At 69.3% G+C, this 15,561-nt stretch carries 16 protein-coding genes and 1 pseudogene; 9 read left to right on the top strand and 8 right to left on the bottom strand.

Features of this window, described 5'->3' with window-relative positions; all coding sequences use genetic code 11:
- Positions 1-2: 2 nt before the first annotated feature.
- Positions 3-1,292 carry an MFS transporter gene (locus FGD71_RS02520; RefSeq protein WP_119098705.1) on the bottom strand — a complete coding sequence of 430 codons (1,290 nt, stop codon included), beginning with the start codon at positions 1,290-1,292 and terminating at the stop codon, positions 3-5.
- A gap of 72 nt (positions 1,293-1,364) precedes the next feature.
- On the opposite strand from FGD71_RS02520, the gene FGD71_RS02515 reads away from it, so the two are divergent.
- On the top strand, positions 1,365-2,378 hold the full coding sequence (locus FGD71_RS02515; protein WP_119098704.1) for a helix-turn-helix domain-containing protein: 1,014 nt from the start codon (positions 1,365-1,367) through the stop codon (positions 2,376-2,378).
- Positions 2,379-2,441: 63 nt separating this feature from the next.
- On the opposite strand, the gene FGD71_RS02510 is transcribed toward FGD71_RS02515, so the two are convergent.
- A complete protein-coding gene (locus FGD71_RS02510) occupies positions 2,442-3,056 on the bottom strand; it encodes a class I SAM-dependent methyltransferase (RefSeq protein WP_119098703.1) in 615 nt (204 codons plus the stop codon).
- A gap of 254 nt (positions 3,057-3,310) precedes the next feature.
- On the opposite strand from FGD71_RS02510, the gene FGD71_RS02505 reads away from it, so the two are divergent.
- Positions 3,311-4,522 (top strand): glycosyltransferase, encoded by a 1,212-nt coding sequence (locus FGD71_RS02505; RefSeq protein ID WP_119098702.1) that lies wholly within the window; start codon positions 3,311-3,313, stop codon positions 4,520-4,522.
- A 382-nt stretch (positions 4,523-4,904) separates the two neighbouring features.
- Here FGD71_RS02505 and FGD71_RS47215 read toward each other — a convergent pair whose 3' ends face one another.
- Positions 4,905-5,081, bottom strand: a complete 177-nt coding sequence (locus FGD71_RS47215; RefSeq protein WP_162930999.1) for a hypothetical protein — start codon at positions 5,079-5,081, stop codon at positions 4,905-4,907.
- Between the two features lie 317 nt (positions 5,082-5,398).
- Entirely contained in the window at positions 5,399-6,004 is a 606-nt protein-coding gene (locus FGD71_RS02500; protein ID WP_119098701.1) for a TIGR03086 family metal-binding protein, read from the bottom strand.
- Positions 6,005-6,089: 85 nt separating this feature from the next.
- Here FGD71_RS02500 and FGD71_RS02495 point away from each other — a divergent pair, with 85 nt between their 5' ends.
- A complete protein-coding gene (locus FGD71_RS02495; protein ID WP_119098700.1) occupies positions 6,090-6,380 on the top strand; it encodes a hypothetical protein in 291 nt (96 codons plus the stop codon).
- A gap of 123 nt (positions 6,381-6,503) precedes the next feature.
- The gene (locus FGD71_RS02490; RefSeq protein WP_240436353.1) at positions 6,504-6,701 is read left to right on the top strand and encodes a tautomerase family protein; all 198 of its coding nucleotides are present in this window, start codon (positions 6,504-6,506) and stop codon (positions 6,699-6,701) included.
- Between the two features lie 63 nt (positions 6,702-6,764).
- On the opposite strand, the gene FGD71_RS02485 is transcribed toward FGD71_RS02490, so the two are convergent.
- Both FGD71_RS02485 and FGD71_RS02480 read right to left on the bottom strand, forming a co-directional pair.
- Positions 6,765-6,962, bottom strand: coding sequence for a hypothetical protein (locus FGD71_RS02485; protein WP_119098699.1), 198 nt, complete (start codon positions 6,960-6,962; stop codon positions 6,765-6,767).
- A gap of 20 nt (positions 6,963-6,982) precedes the next feature.
- Entirely contained in the window at positions 6,983-7,678 is a 696-nt protein-coding gene (locus tag FGD71_RS02480) for an SDR family oxidoreductase (protein WP_119098698.1), read from the bottom strand.
- 102 nt (positions 7,679-7,780) lie between these two features.
- On the opposite strand from FGD71_RS02480, the gene FGD71_RS02475 reads away from it, so the two are divergent.
- Positions 7,781-8,659: a helix-turn-helix transcriptional regulator gene (locus FGD71_RS02475; RefSeq protein WP_119098697.1), complete on the top strand. Its 879-nt coding sequence runs from the start codon at positions 7,781-7,783 to the stop codon at positions 8,657-8,659.
- Between the two features lie 376 nt (positions 8,660-9,035).
- Here the strand turns inward: FGD71_RS02475 and FGD71_RS02470 are convergent, their stop codons facing one another.
- Entirely contained in the window at positions 9,036-9,482 is a 447-nt protein-coding gene (locus FGD71_RS02470; RefSeq protein WP_119098696.1) for a DUF3592 domain-containing protein, read from the bottom strand.
- A 529-nt stretch (positions 9,483-10,011) separates the two neighbouring features.
- On the opposite strand from FGD71_RS02470, the gene FGD71_RS02465 reads away from it, so the two are divergent.
- Positions 10,012-10,935: an aminoglycoside phosphotransferase family protein gene (locus FGD71_RS02465; RefSeq protein ID WP_119098695.1), complete on the top strand. Its 924-nt coding sequence runs from the start codon at positions 10,012-10,014 to the stop codon at positions 10,933-10,935.
- Positions 10,936-11,101: 166 nt separating this feature from the next.
- Here the strand turns inward: FGD71_RS02465 and FGD71_RS02460 are convergent, their stop codons facing one another.
- Positions 11,102-11,530: a VOC family protein gene (locus FGD71_RS02460; protein WP_119098694.1), complete on the bottom strand. Its 429-nt coding sequence runs from the start codon at positions 11,528-11,530 to the stop codon at positions 11,102-11,104.
- A 102-nt stretch (positions 11,531-11,632) separates the two neighbouring features.
- On the opposite strand from FGD71_RS02460, the gene FGD71_RS02455 reads away from it, so the two are divergent.
- The 3 genes and pseudogenes from FGD71_RS02455 to FGD71_RS02445 all read left to right on the top strand — a co-directional run bounded on the left by FGD71_RS02455 (position 11,633) and on the right by FGD71_RS02445 (position 15,550).
- Positions 11,633-13,330, top strand: coding sequence for a xanthine dehydrogenase family protein molybdopterin-binding subunit (locus FGD71_RS02455; protein WP_119098693.1), 1,698 nt, complete (start codon positions 11,633-11,635; stop codon positions 13,328-13,330).
- 38 nt (positions 13,331-13,368) lie between these two features.
- A pseudogene (locus FGD71_RS02450) lies at positions 13,369-14,571 on the top strand (XdhC family protein).
- Positions 14,572-14,836: 265 nt separating this feature from the next.
- Complete coding sequence (locus tag FGD71_RS02445; RefSeq protein WP_240436352.1) at positions 14,837-15,550, top strand: SDR family NAD(P)-dependent oxidoreductase; 714 nt, start codon at positions 14,837-14,839, stop codon at positions 15,548-15,550.
- The last annotated feature ends 11 nt before the right edge of the window (positions 15,551-15,561 follow it).

The following is a 15,561-nucleotide window of genomic DNA, read 5'->3' as shown; positions in this document are numbered from 1 at the left end:
GCTCACCGGCAACTCGGCGGCCTTTCGCCCTCGCGTGGCCCACCTGCCCGGTCAGTCCCGTGCGCGGCGCGGTAAGTGGTCCAGGCGAGGGTGAGCACCGCCGGCGCGGACGCCAGCAGCAGCAACTCCGGCGGCGGCAGCGCGCGCTCCAACACGGCCAGTAGATACGGCGCGCCGAATCCGAGGTAGGCGAAGGCCTGGAAGACAGCGGTCAGCCTGCCCAAGTTCTCGGCGCTCGCCAGGCGCTGCACCTCCATCAGGCCGCACACCAGGCAGCAGCCGTAACCCGCGCCGAGCACCAGCGCGGCGATGGCGATGAGCCACCATTGCGCGCTCGCCGCGGCCACCGCGCTGAGTACCAGTCCGCCCACGACGATGCCCAGTGCGGTGGCGATCAGGTGGGGCTTCTCCGGGTGGTGGACACGACGCGCCAGCGGCTGCACCAGGATGCCCGCGACCATGGTCAGCGTGGTCACCAGCGCACTGAACATCAAAGCCCTGTCACCGAGTTGGTCCCGCACCAGGCCGGGCAGGTAGGCCAACGCGATGGAGGACGCGCCGAACACCCACGGGGCCAGCGGCGCGACGACGGTCCAGAACCGGCGCCTGCTCGCTTCGGGCAACCGCAACCGCAACCGCAACCGGAACGTGGTGTCCTCGTCGGCTTTGTGGGTCTCCGGTGTGTGCAGCACGAACGGCAGGGCCGCCAAGGTGAGTGCCACATGCGGAATGTAGGAGGTGAGGATCGGGTTCGGTGCGGCCTGCGCCATGAGACCGGCGATCAGCGGGCCGACGGCGAAGCCCGTGGTCATGCCGATTGTCGCGCGTCGGGCACCGGCGTGCTCATCCCGACAGGAACCGCTGACGGTGAGTTCCTTGATCCAAGCGGTGCCCGAGCTGAACGCTGCTCCGCTGGCGGCACCGGCGACCAGCCGCCCGATGAACAGCCAGCCCAGCCCCGAACCCGCCAGCATGAGGAACCCGCTGGCGAGCGCCGAAGTGATCAGCGCGGGCACCAGTACCCGACGGCGGCCGTACCGATCGGAGTACGGGCCACCCAGCAGCAGCCCGGGGACCAGCCCGACGGCGTAGAGGGCGTAGGTCGCCTGCACCGTCGTCGTCGAGACGCCCAGTTCGGAGCGGTACAGCAACAACAGGGGCGCGAATTGGTTCGCCCCCCAGCCGACGGCCGCCACGCCCAGCGCGATCGCAAGCCAAGCACGGCTGCCACCGGAAAGCTGATCGTCTCCCTTCGGGGTCCTTCGGCACGTACGCGCAGTCGGGTTGGTCATGACTACGACACTGACCGGCGACCAACAATCGCCGCAACGGGCCGAAATGCCACCGTGCGTACAATTTAGGCCATGACCTCCGTCGCGCTCGCCGTCACTGACGGGATGCCTCTGTTCGAACTGGCCATTCCGTGCACGATCTTCGGCCCCGGCAATCCAGAGGCTGCCGAGGCCGGTTACGAACTAAGGATCTGCGCGGCCCCCGGGGCAAGTGTCGGGGGATGGCTGCGCTCCGAGACACCGCGCAGGCTGGACGACCTGGCAGAGGCCGACACGGTAATCGTCCCCGCCTGCGACGACGCCCTGGACCACCCGCCTGCCGAACTGGTGGAAGCCGTACGCGCGGCGCACCAACGGGGCGCGCGGGTCGCCTCCATCTGCACCGGAGCGTTCGTGCTGGCTGCTGCCGGGCTGCTCGACGGACGCCGCGCGACCACCCACTGGATGCACACCCGAAAGCTGGCCGAGTCCTATCCGGAGGTCGAGGTGGATCCCGGCGTGCTGTACATCGACGACGGTGACGTGCTCACCTCGGCGGGGCAGGCCGCCGGGATCGACCTCTGCCTGCACATGGTCCGCAGCGACCACGGCGTGATCCTGGCCAACACGCTGGCAAGGCGGCTCGTCGTGGCTCCGCATCGCGCGGGCGGGCAGGCGCAGTTCATCGCCGACCCTTTGCCCGGCGGCGACAGCGGAGATCGCGGTGAGGGGCGGTACGGTCTGTCCGGCCTGCTCGACGAGACGAGGCAACGGCTCGACGAGCCGGTCACGGTCGCCGAACTCGCTCGCCGAGCGAACATGAGCCTGCGCCATTTCAGCCGACGGTTCATGGCGGTCACCGGCACCAGTCCACTGCAGTGGCTGCTCACCCAGCGAATCCGTCGTGCACAGGAACTGCTCGAAACGACCGACAACAGCATCGAGAAAATCGCCGAGCAGGTTGGAATGGGCACAGCCACGACCTTGCGTCGCCACTTCAACCGCATAGTCGGCATTTCGCCAACCGCCTATCGGCGCGCATTCACCGAGTCCCGTGGCCTTGGCCGTTCTCGGCCGGGGCTCGCACAGACGTCAGACCGGCCCTGATCCATCGCGTCACTTACGCTCAAACCGCCCGCGATGGGGAAAGGCTCAATCGCCGATGTCCGGTCAGCGGGCGGGGCTTTCCCAGGTCAGCGAGTACCGGCGGAGCACATGCCGGCGGTAGCGCACACCGGGCAGCAGATGTCGCGCCGCAGCCCGCACCTGCCCGTAGCTCATCTGCGGGTCGGCGATCGGCATGCCCTCCGGGCCATGCGCGCGGCGCAGCGCCTTCGTGATCCGCACGACCGGAGCAGCCGCGATCGTAGCCGCCCACTCCGGCACGCTCGCCTCGCGGGCCAGACCGACTACCACCAGCGTGCCGCCAGGCCGAAGCAGTTCGCGCATGCGGGTGAGGGCCCGTTCGAAGTCCATGTGATGGATCGTGGTCACCGAGCAGATGAAGTCGTAGCCCGCGGCAGGGAGTTCGGAGGTGAGGAAATCGCCCTCGATGAAGCTGAGATCCTGACAGCCGACGGCGAGCCGACGCGCGCAGGCGATCATTTCCGGCGACTTGTCGATCCCGGTGACGCCCTTCGCCCGCCCAACAAGCTTCCGTGCCAGGAGCCCGTCCCCGCATCCGACGTCCAGCGCATCGCCGCAACCCGCCGGAACCGCGCGCAAGATGCCCGGGTGCCGGGCAACGTTGGTGTTCCAGTAGGGCTCCGGGGCGGGCTGGCGCATCGGATCATCGTAGGGGCGTGGCGAGGTTCTCCAAATGCACACCTCCTGGGCCGACGCACCGCGCCGTACGAGGCGCGCCGCCGCTTCGCGTGGAGGTCGTCCGTCCAGAGCGGACGAGAAAAAGGCAAAGGCAAGGAGGTTACCCGCTCCTTGCCACTCTCAACTTATAGCGCACTGGGGGGCTTGCCGCAAGGCCCCGGTCATGCCGCAGAATCTCCGGCCGAGGCCAGAATCTGCGGAAATGGAGTCGCAAAGTGCGTGTGTTGTTGTCGACGTATGGGTCGCGCGGGGATGTCGAACCACTGGTGGGACTCGCGGTGCGGTTACGGGAACTCGGCGCGGAGGTGCGGGTGTGCGCGCCGCCGGACGAGGACTTCGCGCAGCGGTTGGCCGGCGTCGGCGTCCCGCTGGTGCCGGTCGGCCCTTCGGCGCGTGCGCTGACGAAGGCGGCGCCGCCGCCGTCATCCCTGCCGCAGCGCGCGGCCGCGGTGATCGCCAGCCAGCTCAGCGCGGTCACCGCGGCGGCCGAGGGGTGCGACGCCCTGGTGGTGACCGGCATGATGTCGGCCGCGGCCGGTGCGCTGTCGGTGGCCGAGAAACTGGGCATCCCTTCCGTGTCGGTGACCTTCCAACAGCTCACCCTGCCCTCGCCGCAGCGCCCGCCGCTGGCGTATCCGGGCCGGCCGCTCCCGCCGGAGGTGACCGACAACAGCGTGCTGTGGGACTTGGACGCCCAGAGCATCAACGCGCTGTTCGGTGAGGCGCTCAACACGAACCGGGCGTCGATCGGCCTGCCGCCTGTGGACAACGTTCGCGACTACGTCATCGGCGACCAGCCGTGGCTGGCGACGGACCCGATCCTGGACCCGTTGCAGGAGATGCCGGACTTCGACGTCGTCCAGACCGGCGCGTGGATCCCGCTCGACGAACGGCCGCTCCCGGCCGAGTTGGTGGCGTTCCTGGAGGCCGGCGAGCCACCGGTGTACGTGGGCTTCGGCAGTATGCCCATGCACGCTTCGGCGGACGTCGCCCAGGTGGCCGTCGAGGCGGTCCGTGCGCAGGGTCGCCGCGCGCTCGTCTCCCAGGGCTGGGCCGACCTGGCCCTGATCGACGACCTGGACGACTGCTTCGCCGTCGGCGAGGCCAACCACCAGGCGCTGTTCGGCCGGGTGGCCGCCGTCGTGCACCACGGCGGCGCGGGCACCACGATGACGGCCACCCGGGCCGGCGCGCCTCAGGTGGTGGTACCCCAGTTGGCGGACCAGCCGTACTGGGCCGGCCGGGTGGCCGAGCTGGGCATCGGCGCGGCACACGACGGTCCGACTCCGACCTTCGAGTCCCTGTCCGCCGCGCTCAGGACGGCCCTGACCCCCGAGACCCGCGCACGGGCGAGGGCGGTGGCCGGCACGATCCGCACGGACGGGGCGACGGTGGCCGCAAAGCTGCTGCTCGACGCCGTGAGCTGAGCGGGGCCGCCACTGTCCACGTGAACCACGTGGCCTGGAGAATGGCCTCTGCATCCTGTTGCTGGCTCTGACAGGTCCATGCGGCTCACGACCTGCACCTTTCGGCCTCCCGGTCCGACGAGACCTGCGCCCGGAACCCGTCCCACTTGAGTCGTGCGCTGTTGAGCTGTCCACGGACTATCGTCCAGCGCATGTCGATCACGGGTTGGCGGGTCCACTTCACCCGCCGGGACCCTGCGTGGCCACGCGAGACGGGCCCGTTTATACGGGCGTTCAGCGCGCTGTTCGCCGGTCTCGATGAGCGACTGGACGACCTTGGCGTGCCTGATGGCCAGCCGTTCCTGGTCAGTCCGGAGGGCCGATACGACGTGGCGTTGAACCGCTACTTCTCCATGTGGTTGGCGTCGTCGCTGTGGAACACCCAGGCCGCGCATGCCCGGGATCTGCGCACGTACTTCGACTTCTTGTGGTTCGGGCGAGGCCAACGCGACTGGCGCGATGCTTCCGTGGACGATCGGGCGGCGCGGAACGCGGCGTACGCCGACTCGATGGTCCGCACGGGGCTCCGGCTGTGTGAGCACTCAGCGCTGACAGTGTTCGAGCTGCCGGCGCCAGGGTCCGGGATCGTCAACGCGCGAGCGATGGTGCCGCACTCAATCTCCAAGGGGCACTCGGGGTGGGCGGTGTACTGGCCGGTCTCGGTGCTGCGGGATGTACGTGACTACATGGAATGGGACCGGGCCGGGGACGGCGGTAGAGGCCCTCGTCGACGGTGCAGGGGTGCGCGACCTGCCCGCCGAGCTCGGTCCCCCCGGCGCCCGCATGAGCGTCGTACGCGCGCCGTGGTCGCCTTGTCACCGCGTAGGGAGCGGGGGCTCAAGAGGCGCTCCAGAGGGGGTCTCGGCCGAGGTAACGCAGGAGGACCGCCACGTCGTCGTCGCCCTCGTCGGGGGCCAGGGCGGCGGTGTACGCGCCGCGGGGGCGCAGCGGCTCGACGATCTCCCTGGCGACCTTGAGGAGGGGGCGGGCCAACTCGGGCGTGAGCGGCGACGGCCGGCCCGTCGCCCGGGCGATGTCCCAGGCGTGGACCGCTGCGTCCAGCCCGCACGCTGCCGAGCCGGACCACGGGGACAACTTGTGCGGCGGTGGCGGCACGGGCACCTCGGCGGCGTCCCGGTCGGCCCCCGCCCACGCCTTCGCCGCGCGTGCCAGGGCGTCCTCCAGGAACGCCGCCGGGTCCACCCCTTCCATGTCGCCCGATGGGGCGAAGGGGTTGAAGTCGGGGCCGGGTTCGCCGGTCAGCGCGGCGGCGTAGCCGATCTGGTCGCCGACGGCGTGCTGGAAGACCTGGGCGACGGTCCAGTCCGCGCAGGGCGTCGGTAGGTGCCAGCCGTCGGCGGGGACGGAGCGGACCGCCGTGCGCAGTGCTTCGTGGGAGGCGTCCAGGACGTCCCAGCCGCTGGAGATCACGTCATCGCTCATCGGAGAGCCCCCATTCGTGGTGCCCTCACAGTGAAGAAGGTTGTTGTCATGCGTCCACTCTCGGCTTGTGGCGACAGGAGAACCAGTGCCCTCTGCGACGGGAGGACTGCCAGTACCAGGCACAACGAGGTGCCGGGCCTGCGCCGGGGCCGGCCGGTCACGGCCGCAGTCGATCCGCAAGCAGGCCGCGGCGAAGAACCGGCCGGCGGACCTGATCAGCTCGCCTTACCGGACCGAGCACATCAACCGGTTCGGCGAGTACTCCACCCACGAGTTCGGCATCCAGCCCGAGGCGTACGGCCCGAAGCCCGGCGTCGACTTCACCCCGCTGACTGAACAGGACCTGACCACCGTCGGGTTCGGCCGGGCCGTTTGAGGCGAGCTGGAGGGCTGCGGAAGTTCTGCACGCGTACCGGCGGGCCGTGCTCAAGCCCTCGGTATGACGATCGTTATAGGTCGATGCAGCCTACCACTATAGCAGTCGTTATAGGAGGTAGTCGTGACTGTCATCACCGTGAACACTTCGAAGGGCTGTCTGAGCCTGGAGCAGCGCCGCAAGCTGGCCGAGACACTGACCGACGCGGTGCTCGTGCCCGAGGTGGGGCAGTTTGCCCCGCCCACGCGGGTCGGGTTCCAGGTGCACTTCGTGGAGCACGAGCCGGACATGATGGCGATCTGCGCCCGCCTCGGCGCCTGAGGGGACTCACACCAAAGCCCCCGGCGATCAACGGCCGGGGACTCGGGTGTTGGTGCCTGCCCTTTATGTGGCGGCGGTGATGAGCTTCTTGAAGTCGGCGTACATCTCGTCGGCCGCCGCGTCCACGGAGGGGATGAAGGTGTCGAAGGGAGGAAGACGTGAATCAGCCCGGGGGTAGCGGTGCAGGAGTACCGTCACCCCGGCCGCGCGAAGGACCTCGGCATGAGTTCGCCACTCTGAGCCCTCGTCCGTGCCGGGCACGCCCCGAATTCAGGGGTGGATCACCAGGCCATCTCACCGTGACGGTCGCGGAAGGTTCCGGTCGGCCCGTCCGGCCCGATGGTGGCGAGTTCGACGATCGCGTCGGTGCCCTCGGTCACCGTCTGCGGGCCGCTGTGCCCGTTGAAGTCGGTCGCCGTGTAGCCCGGGTCGGCCGCGTTCACTTTCACATCCGGCCAGGACTTCGCGTACTGCGTGGTCAGCATGGTCACCGCGGCCTTCGACGCCGTGTAGAGCGGCGCGAGGTTCCTCGACTCGACGCGCTCGGCGTCGTGGGTGGCCGCGAACGACCCCATGCCGCTCGACACATTGACGATGACCGGGTGCGCGGACTTGCGCAGCAGCGGCAGGAACGCGTGCGTGACCCGGACGATCCCCACGACATTGACTTCGAACACCCCGCTGGCATCAGCGGCTGTGATCTGGTCGGCGGGGTTGTGCGTCCCGAAAATACCTGCGTTGTTGATCAGGACGTCGATGCCGCCCTCGCGGGCCTCGATATGGGCGGCGGCAGCGGCCACCGATGCGTCGTCGGTCACGTCGATCTGGACGAAACGGGCCCCGAGTGCGTCGGCGGCCGCCTGGCCGCGCTCCGGATCACGAGCGCCGATGAGGACGGTGTGGCCGGCCTTGATCAAGCGGCGGGCGGTCTCGTACCCGAGGGACTTGTTGGCTCCTGTGATGAATGTGGTCGTCATGCGTCCACTCTCGGCCCGTGGCGAGAGGCCAGCCAGTGCTCTCCGTGACGGTAGGACAGCCAGTACCAGGCACGACGACGGCCCGGCGGACACAATGGCCGAGTGGACGAGACCCTGGGCACGGCACTGCACCGCTGGCGCGACCGCCTTTCTCCCGCCGACGTCGGACTGACCTCACGGCCCGGACGACGTGCGGTGGGGCTGCGCCGCGAGGAACTGGCCGAACTCGCCGGGCTGTCGGTCGACTACGTGGTCCGCCTGGAACAGGGACGCGCCAAAAGCCCTTCGGCGCAGGTCGTCGCGAGCCTGACCAGGGCACTGCAACTGCAGCCCATGGAGCGCGATCACGCCTACCGGCTGGCCGGCCTCCTGCCTCCCCAGGAGGGGACGATCTCCACGCATGTTCCGGCCGGGGTCCAACGGATGCTGGCCCGCCTCGGGGAGTTCCCCGCGGGCGTGTTCAGTGCCGACTGGACCTTGCTGTCCTGGACCCCCGCATGGTCAGTCCTGATGGGCGACCCCAGCGCACGGACACACGACGAGCGCAACCTGGCACGGGCGGTATTCGCAACAGGGCCCAGCCGGCTCGCGTCCTGGCCCGTGCTCCAGGACGACGACGCCCTGAAACCCGCCCTCGTCGCCGACCTGCGCACAGCTCTCATCGACTACCCCCGCGACCGCGGCCTGACCAACCTCGTAGAGGAACTGCGGTCCACCAGCGTGGAGTTCGCCCGCCTGTGGGACGAGGGCACGGTCGGCCCGCACGTCTCGGCCCGCAAGACCGTCGTACACCCCCAGGTGGGTGAGGTGATCTGCGACTGCGACGTGCTCACCGTCCCAGGCTGCGACATCCGCCTCGTCGTCTACACGGTGGCCGCGGGTTCCACCGACGCGGAAAAGCTGGAGTTCCTACGGGTCACCAACGGCGTCCGCGCCGACGGCCCCACGCCTCCGGGGCCCGGCCTGTTCTCCACGCCGTAACGATCGGGCCGGCCGGATCTCGTCCAGCAAGCAGAGATCAGGTTTGCCAGTGAAAACGACCGCTCACGGCCACTTCGACTCGGTGACGGCCGCAGGAACTTACCGCACCTTAAGGGCGGGGCCTCACGGTGGCGATTCCCGACCTCCAGTGGACAACGGACAGCGCCAAGCCCTGACCACAATTTCGGCTCGGCGTGGGAGAGCAGCAGCTCGTGCATCGGACAAACCCCGCTCAGGCGGGACGACGGGGGAAGCGAACCAGGGCGAGCCGTCGCCGAGGGTCAGGTGTTCGTCGGTGGCGGTGGGCGACCGTTCGAAGTCGCGATCACCCTCACGATGCTGCTGATGTGGATGTCACCTGTATTGCACACACGGCCTAGGAACGCCCCCGCATCGCCATCGCAACGGCCGTCCCGATCCCGGCGATAACCAGCCCGATGCCACCGAAGATCAGCGGCAGGAGCCACAGCGAGGCGAACCCCTTGATCCGCGCATCCTCGGGGGAATCGGCGCGGTACAGCACCTCGACCCGCTCGCCCTCCTTGTACGACGGTGGATTGGAACCCGTCGAGCTCCGGAATGTCCTCGGAGTGCCGTCCGCCGACGTGAACTCGACCACCGGGTACGCCGCGGGCTTGTCGTTCTCCCGCTTCTTGCGCGATGCGCCGTCGTGGTCGTTCCGCCACTCCAGCGCCACCACCGTGCCCCGGGCACTCTCCGCATCCGCCAGGAACGAGACCGACACCCCCGCCAGGATCAACCCGACGACCAAGAACAGCGCCCCGAACGCGATCGCCCCGAACGTGATCCACCCGGCGGGCACCCCGCCCTACCTGAACCTGCACGACGTCCCTCTCACTTGTCCTCGGTGAGAGGGACGCTATCCCAGGTACCCTCGGTCGCCATCTCCCGCCCCGGGCGCTTCGGCGTCGTGCCGCCGTTCAGGAGTCGTCCGACCCGCCACCGGCCAGCACTTGACGCAGCGGCGCCGCAGGAGTGCCGAGTTGCTCGGCCGGGAGTCGGCCGAGCGCGGGATCCGGTACCGAGCAAGGACGCACGCGCCTGTAGGACATCCCATTGGTCTCTTCACCGCACGGGCAACGACGAACTGGCCGACTAACGCTAGGGCTTGTGCCGGTCTCGCCGGGGCCAGGTCGCGCCGCGCTCGCAGGCGGAGAGCTCCGGCCCCGCGGGGGTGCGCCACGGCGCTGCGCAGGCGTACGCCGACGGCATCTTGACCCGTCGTGTGCTGCTCGACCCGGCCCCGGGCGACCGGCTGCTCGACGGTCATACTGTTACGGCCGATGACCTGTGAGAGTCCTCTCCGCCTGTCTCACGTACTGTGGCTTCGCATGACCGACTCCGAGATCGAGATCACCGCAGAGCTGGTGCACGATCTTCTCAAGGACCAGCATCCGGACCTCGCAGGGCTGGCCATCCGCGAGGTAGCGGGCGGCTGGGGCAACCAGATGTGGCGCCTTGGGGATGAGTTGGCCGTGCGCATGCCGCGCACGGAGGGTGCCCCGGATCTCCTGCGCAAGGAGTGCCGGTGGCTGCCTGTCCTGGCCCCGCGTCTTCCGCTCCCGGTTCCGACGCCTGTGCGGATCGGCGAACCGTCCCCGCGCTTTCCGAGGCCCTGGAGCGTTATGACGTGGGTTCGCGGCGAGCCACTGGACTACACCTCGATCAGCCGCGGTGACCACGCGGCCGACACTCTGGCGGGTTTCCTCAGGGCGCTCCATGTGGAGGCGCCCGCTGAGGCGCCCACCATGTCGGACCGTGGCGCGCACCCCAAGAAGTGCACGCGCGGCTTCGAGAAGTTCTTGCAAGCCATTGCCCCCGGCGGCTTTGCCGCCGACGTCCGGGCCGTCTGGGACGTCTGGGACGATGCTGTTGCGGCCCCCGAGTGGGAAGGCCCGCCGGTATGGCTGCATGGTGACCTCCATCCCGCGAATGTCGTCGTCTCGGACGGGACGCTCTCGGGCGTGATTGATTTCGATGCCATGTTCGCCGGCGATCCGGCGTGGGACCTCGCGGCCGCGTGGGTGCTGCTTCCCGCGGGCGCGGGCTCACGGTTCTTCGAGGTGTACGCGCATGCGGACGAGGCGACGATTCGGCGCGCCCGAGGGTTGGCTGCTCTGAAAAGCCTTTTCCTCATCCTTATGGGCCAGAACGGGGAGCAGGGCCTTCCTGGCGGCAAGCCGACATGGGGACCCGCAGGCCGGGCGGCGCTCGATCGTGTTCTGTTGAGATCACCCTCAGCTGGTCGTCGTTGATGTCGTTGATGTCGTTGACGCGGTCGGCGCCCACCCCGTGCGGGTCCCTGCTCGTGGACACCGAAGGGTGGTTCTGGATAAGGACCGTTGGCGCGCCGCGGTACGGCGAACCTCGTGATGGCGAACTGCACCGGTCGATTCGCGAAGGTGTCGCGTTCGCGGCCACTCAGTCGAGACAGAACTCGTTGCCCTCGATGTCCTGCATCGGGATGCACGAATCATTGCCGTCATACAGCGTTCGCACGTGTACCGCGCCGAGCGGGACCAGTCGTGCGCACTCGGTCTCAAGTGCGGCGAGACGCTCTTCACCCACGAGTCCGGTGCCGACCCGCACGTCAAGATGCAGCCGGTTCTTGGCGGCCTTCCCTTCGGGGACGCGCTGGAAGTACAGTCGCGGGCCCACACCTGAGGGATCAATGCAGGCAAACCATGCGTCCTGCTGCTCAGGTGGCAGCGAGCGCTTGAAATCGTCCCAAGTGGCAAACCCCTCCGGAGGCGGCGGTACGACGTACCCCAACACCTCGCACCAGAAACGAGCGAGGCGCTCAGGTTCCGCGCAGTCGAAGGTGACTTGGAACTGCTTGATCGACCCCATCTGTCCATCCTAGAGGCGGGGCACCACCTCGGAAGGCGGTGATCGGCGCGGTCATCGGCTCCCGGGAAACTGCGCTCACCCTCCTGCTCGGCTGCTACGACGATGCCGGTGACCTACGAGCTGGCGCGCAACCACCACAACCCGATGGAGCCGCACGCCACCATCGCCCGCTGGGATGGCGACAAGCTGACCGTGTGGGACAAGACGCAGTGGGTCCTGGGCACACGGGATGAACTCTCCACGGTGTTCGACGTGCCCAAGGATTCGGTGCGCGTCATCAACCCGTTCGTCGGAGGGGCCTTCGGCAGCGGGCTGCGCTGCTGGCCGCACACGATCGTCGCAGCCCTGGCCGCGCGGGTCACGGGCCGTCCGGTCAAGCTGGTGCTCAGCCGCCGGCAGATGTACTTCGGCACCGGCTTCCGGCCCTCCTACGCGTACCGGTTGCGGGTGGGCAGCGACAGGCGGGGACGCCTGACGGCCATGGCCCACGACATGGACGCCGAGACCTCGTCGTACGAGACCTTCACCGAGACGGTCATGCCGGCAGGGCAGATGCTCTACAGCATGCCCAACGTCAGCCAGGCGTACCGGCCGGTGCCGCTGGACGTGAACACCCCGATCTGGATGCGCGGTCCCGGCTTCGCCTCGGCGTCGTTCGTGATCGAGTCGGCGATGGACGAGCTCGCGCACAAGCTCGGCATCGACCCGATCGAGCTGCGCCGACGCAACGAACCGAGTGAGGACGAGTCGAACGGGCTGCCGTTCTCCACCCGCCGGCTGCGCGAGTGCTACACCGTCGGCGCCCGGGAGTTCGGCTGGCACGAGCGCTCGTCCCGGCCGCGTTCGCGACGCGAGGGGGAATGGCTGATCGGTATGGGCATCGCGGTCGGCGTGTACGAGACGCAGCGCAATGCGGCTCAGGCCCGGGTGCGGTTGGACGCCGACGGCACCGCCCTGGTCGTGACCGGCGCCAGTGACATGGGGCCGGGCACCTACACCTCCCAGACCCAGGTCGCCGCCGACGCCGTCGGGCTGACCATGCGCACGGTCACCTTCAAGCTCGGCGACTCCCTCTACCCGCCTACTCCGCCGCACGGCGGCTCTCAGACCATGGCCAGCGTCGGCTCCGCCGTCCTCGACGGCTGCAACCAGGTCCGCCGCCAGGCGATCGCACTGGCCGTCGACGACCGCGAGTCGCCGCTGTATGGCGTACCGGCCGCCGACATCGTCGTACGGGGCGGGCGGCTGCACGTGAAGAACAACCCGGCGCGCGGTGAGACGTACCGGAGCCTGCTGGCCCGCAACGACCGCCCTCACCTGGAAGCCCTGGGCTCATTCGCCGGCGCGCCCAGTCCGGAACGGCACTCCTTCTACGCCTACAACGCCACCTTCGCCGAGGTCGCCGTCGACGCGACGCTGGGCCTGGTGCGGGTGCGGCGCATGCTCGGGGTGTACGACGCGGGCCGCATCATCAGTCCCAAGCTCGCCGAGAGCCAGGCGATCGGCGGCATCGTGGGCGGTGTCGGCACGGCCCTGCTGGAGCACACGGTCACCGATCACAGTGACGGCAGGATCGTGAACGCCGGCCTGGCCGACTACCTGGTCCCCGTCAACGCCGACGTCCCCGAGGTGAATGCGATCTACCTGGACGGCGAGGACCGTGAGGCCGACCCGCTCGGCGTGAAGGGACTCGGCGAGGTGGTCCACGTCGGCGTGGCGCCCGCGATCGCCAACGCGGTCTTCAACGCCACTGGCCGCCGTGTCCGCCAACTTCCCATCACCGCTGAGGCGTTGCTCTGACTTGAGCCCGCCCTTCGACCGGTCCGGGAGAAACGTTCATGCTCAACATCGCGGAGACACTGCACCGGTGGTGCAGCGAGGCACGCCCCTTCGCCCTGGCGACCGTCGTGGACGTTCGTGGCAGCGCACCGCTGCCCGTCGGCACGTCGGTCGCGGTGGACGAGGACGGCAACGCAGTCGGCGGCATCTCCGGCGGCTGTGTCTAGGGCGCGGTGTACGAACTGTGCCGACAGGTGCTCCACGATCGGGGCGCGACCCAGCGGGCCTGGTTCGGCTACTCCGACGAGGACGCCTTCGCCGTGGGCCTGACCTGCGGTGGCGAACTCGATGTAATCGTCCAGCACATCGCCCCCGCGAACCAGCGGCATCTCGGTGCGGCCCTCGCGGAGGCGGCCGGGGGCCGGCCTGCTGCGGTGGCGCAAGTCGTAGACGGCCCCGACGGGCTTCTCGGCTCCACCGTGAGCGTGCTCGGTGACGGCCGGGCGGTCGGCGGGACGCTGGACGACCGGCCGATGGCACGGGCGGTCACGGACCGAGCCAGGGCTCTGTTGCGGGCCGGACGCACAGCGCTCGTCACGCTCGGCGGGGACGCGGACACTTGCCCTGAGCGGCTTTCCGTACTCGTCCACGTGGCCGCCACCCGCCCCCGCATGCTCATCTTCGGCGCGATCGACTTCGCGGCCGCGCTCAGCCAGGCCGGCCGCTTCCTCGGCTACCACGTCATCGTCTGCGACGCCCGTCCCGTCTTCGCCACGACCGCCCGCTTCCCGCACGCCGACGAGGTGGTGGTCGACTGGCCCCACCGCTACCTGGAACGCGCCGAGGTGGACGCCCGTACCGCCGTGTGCGTGCTCACCCACGACGCCAAGTTCGATATCCCGCTGCTGCGCCTGGCCCTCGGCCTGCCCGCCGGCTACGTCGGCGCGATGGGCTCCCGGCGCACCCACGGCGAACGCCTGAGCCTCCTGCGCGAGACCGGTGTCACCGAGGCCCAGCTGGCCCGGCTGCGCTCCCCGATCGGCCTCGACCTCGGCGCGCGTACCCCCGAGGAGACGGCGATCTCCATCACCGCGGACATCATCGCCCACACCAACCGGGCAAGTGGCCTGCCCCTTTCTCAGCGCACCGGACCGATTCACGAACCGACCGCACATGGGCTCGGTGATGGGCAGGCCATCGGCGAAGAATACGGAGCCGTACCCTCGTCACTGCCTGCTGGGCATGGTGGAGCAGTACCGTGATCACCGCTGGCCGACAGTGCGCAGCAGTGGGACACGAGTTCCTGACCTCGCGGCGCGCCAAGACCACCCCGGGAGCGGGCCGGGCTGCCGGCCGGCGCCCGGCGTTGCGTTACCGGCTCGCGCCGCAGCGGGATCGCGGCGCCGGCCGACCTCGGTGGCGAGTACTCCGCGAAGGCCATTGCACGCACGACCTCGGCAAGCGCGGGGGAGTCCCGACCAGCTCACCGCGCTCAATCACCACACAGGCAGACAGGAGAGGACTGACATGGCAATGATTCTGGTGACCGGGGCAGCCAGCGGGCTCGGGCGCAACACGGCGAACGCGCTGGCCGACGGCGGGCACGACGTGGTCGTCCACATCCGCAACCCGGCCCGTCTCACCGAATCGGAGGACACCGCCCGGTGGAAGGGCGTCGTCACCGGGGATCTCGCCGACCTCGACGAGATCCGCGACGTCGCCCAGCAAGCCGGCGAGTTCGGCCGCTTCGACGCCATCATCCACAACGCCGGCACCATGAACTCCCGCGATGAGAGCACCGTCAACACGGTCGCGCCCTACCTGCTGACGGCCCTGATGGACAAACCGGCCCGACTCATCTACCTCAGCAGCTCCATGCACCGAACCGGCTCCACCGACCTGCGGCGGCTGGCCGCCGGCACCGCCTCCTACGACGACAGCAAACTGTGGGTCACCACCTTCGCGTTCGCCCTCGCGTCCCGGTGGGAAGGAACCACCAGCCATGCGGTCGACCCCGGGTGGGTGCCCACACGGATGGGCGGTGCCGGCGCACCGGACGACCTGACCGCCGGTCACCAGACACAGGTGTGGCTCGCCACTCACCCCGACGTGACCCCGAGCACCGGCGGCTACTGGTACCACCGGCAGACGCAGACACCACACCCAGCGGTGCAGGACGAAGAGTTCCAGGCCCACTTGATCCAAGTTCTGGAGAGCCATACAGGTGTCCCGCTCGAATGACGCGATCTGCC

The sequence above is a fragment of the Streptomyces sporangiiformans genome, assembly GCF_005768555.2.
Classification (GTDB): Bacteria; Actinomycetota; Actinomycetes; order Streptomycetales; family Streptomycetaceae; genus Streptomyces; species Streptomyces sporangiiformans.
Note: the sequence above shows the minus strand (reverse complement) of the source record. Positions and strands in the feature narration are given on the sequence as shown.

Coding starts and splice junctions, on each gene's coding strand:
- FGD71_RS02520 (WP_119098705.1), bottom strand. CDS start 1,292: ATGACCAACCCGACTGCGCGTACGTGCCGAAGGACCCCGAAGGGAGAC.
- FGD71_RS02465 (WP_119098695.1), top strand. CDS start 10,012: ATGACCGACTCCGAGATCGAGATCACCGCAGAGCTGGTGCACGATCTT.
- FGD71_RS02500 (WP_119098701.1), bottom strand. CDS start 6,004: ATGAGCGATGACGTGATCTCCAGCGGCTGGGACGTCCTGGACGCCTCC.
- FGD71_RS02510 (WP_119098703.1), bottom strand. CDS start 3,056: ATGCGCCAGCCCGCCCCGGAGCCCTACTGGAACACCAACGTTGCCCGG.
- FGD71_RS02480 (WP_119098698.1), bottom strand. CDS start 7,678: ATGACGACCACATTCATCACAGGAGCCAACAAGTCCCTCGGGTACGAG.
- FGD71_RS02460 (WP_119098694.1), bottom strand. CDS start 11,530: ATGGGGTCGATCAAGCAGTTCCAAGTCACCTTCGACTGCGCGGAACCT.
- FGD71_RS02515 (WP_119098704.1), top strand. CDS start 1,365: ATGACCTCCGTCGCGCTCGCCGTCACTGACGGGATGCCTCTGTTCGAA.
- FGD71_RS02445 (WP_240436352.1), top strand. CDS start 14,837: ATGGCAATGATTCTGGTGACCGGGGCAGCCAGCGGGCTCGGGCGCAAC.
- FGD71_RS02455 (WP_119098693.1), top strand. CDS start 11,633: ATGCCGGTGACCTACGAGCTGGCGCGCAACCACCACAACCCGATGGAG.